This is a genomic window from Rhodoblastus sp., from assembly GCF_041915505.1.
In the GTDB taxonomy this organism is placed as follows: domain Bacteria; phylum Pseudomonadota; class Alphaproteobacteria; order Rhizobiales; family Beijerinckiaceae; genus Rhodoblastus.
Genome location: NZ_JAYSBG010000506.1, coordinates 1 through 1,789, shown reverse-complemented (window position 1 = coordinate 1,789; position 1,789 = coordinate 1). Strand labels below are relative to the sequence as shown.

Here is a 1,789-nt window from a genome sequence, read left to right as displayed (position 1 = left end):
CGGCGGTCAGCACGTCCTTTTCCTGCTTGGCGTAGCCCTGGACGGTGGCGACGAGATTGGGGATCAGGTCGGCGCGACGCTGGTAATTGTTCTGGACGTCGGCCCAGCGCGCCTTGGCGGTTTCCTCTGCGGTCGGAATGGTGTTGTAGCCGCAGGCCGAAAGGCCGACGCCGAGCAGGACGACGGCGACAAGATTGCGCAGGCGCGATGAGAACGACATGGCGGCTCTTCCTCTTCAGACGTCGGGCGGCGGCGGCGGCCGTCTTCGCCCCGAAGACGGCCCAATCTATGCGGGCGCGCGCGGCCAAGCCAGCGCGAAAATAGGCCTATTGCGGGATCGACAGCACGATTTTTCCCTGCGCCTTGCGCTCCTTCAGCATATTCAGGGCCTTGGCGATCTCATTGAGCGGCAGGACGGCGTGGACATGGGCGGAGAGGATCTTCCTCGCGGTCCAGTCGAAGATCTGCGCCATATTCTCGCTGTGGGCGCGCGGCTCGCGCTTGACGAACTCGCCCCAATAGACGCCGAGAATGGCGCAGCCTTTCAACAAGACGAGATTGAGCGGCATTTTGGGGATTTCGCCCGCCGCGAAGCCGACCACCAGAAAACGGCCGTTCCAGGCCATGGCCCGCAATGCCGCCTCGCTATAATCGCCGCCGATGGCGTCATAGACGCAATCCACGCCCTTCCCGCCCGTGCGCTGTTTCAGCGCCTCTTTCAGCTCTTCGCTGGCGTAATCGACGCCGTCATGCGCGCCATATTGTTTCGCAAAGGTGATCTTGTCCGGCGACGAGGCGCAGGCGATGACATGGGCGCCCACGGCCGCGCCGATCTCGACGGCGGCCAGCCCCACCCCGCCCGAGGCGCCGAGCACGGCAAGCGTCTCGCCCGGCTGGAGGGCGGCCCGCTGCTGCAGCCCATACATCGACGTACCATAGGTGATGAACAGGCCGGCGGCCTGGTCGTCGCTCAAAGCGTCGGGGACGGCGGTCAGGATCGCGGCCGGCAGAACCAGTCGCGAGCGCGCCGCGCCATAGGAGCAATAGCCGGCGACGCGCTGGCCGATGGCGAAGCCCTCGACGCCCGCGCCCAAGGCCAGCACCGTTCCGCAGAACTCGCCGCCCGGCGAAAAAGGCAACGCCGGCTTGAGCTGATATTTGTTCTCGATGATCAAAGTGTCGAAAAAATTCAGCGCGACGCGCGCCGGCGCAACCAGAACCTCGCCCGGTCCGGGCAGAGGATCGGGCAATTCGCGCAGAACGAGATTTTCAGGCGGGCCAAAGGTTTCGCAAAGCGCGGCGATCATTGAATCTCTTTCCATTTCGGGGCAGGGTGGCCGGCGCCGTCAAAATACGGCGCCGGCAGAGCCTGTCGCGGAACGGATTTTTGCCCGTTTCCGCTCATAAAGCCAGCGCGGCGGGGATTCCCGCGCCTGCGATTGGCGCTATGATTCACCCTGCCGATTCGTTCCCGCCACCGGAGCCCAGATCGTTTCATGATCGCCATCGCCCTTCCCCGCACGCGCATTCTGTTCGCCGGCGCCGCCTTGGCCTTCGTCTGCGCGCTCGGCCCGGCGCCGACTGTCCTGGCCAAGGACAAGACCAGCCATTCCAAGACCGCGCCCGCGACGGACGCCGCCAAGGGCAAGGACGCCAAAGCCGCCAAGGGCGCCGAGCCCGGCAAGGCCGTGCAGCTCGGAACCTTCGGCGAATGGGGCGCCTATGCGACGCAGGGCAAGACCAAGACCTGCTACGCTTTGGCGCAGCCGAAGTCGCGCGAGCCCTCCTC

Annotated in this window: 2 protein-coding genes and 1 pseudogene; 1 reads left to right on the top strand and 2 read right to left on the bottom strand. The window is 65.6% G+C overall.

Going from position 1 to position 1,789, the window contains the following annotated elements; translation table 11 throughout:
- Positions 1-220 (bottom strand): LemA family protein (locus tag ACE3S9_RS19210; protein WP_374548080.1); only part of this gene is annotated, 220 nt, incomplete at its 3' end.
- 106 nt (positions 221-326) lie between these two features.
- Positions 327-1,307 carry an NADPH:quinone oxidoreductase family protein gene (locus ACE3S9_RS19205; protein WP_374548079.1) on the bottom strand — a complete coding sequence of 327 codons (981 nt, stop codon included), beginning with the start codon at positions 1,305-1,307 and terminating at the stop codon, positions 327-329.
- A 189-nt stretch (positions 1,308-1,496) separates the two neighbouring features.
- Here ACE3S9_RS19205 and ACE3S9_RS19200 point away from each other — a divergent pair.
- Positions 1,497-1,789 (top strand): annotated as a pseudogene (locus tag ACE3S9_RS19200) (hypothetical protein); the annotation flags it as partial.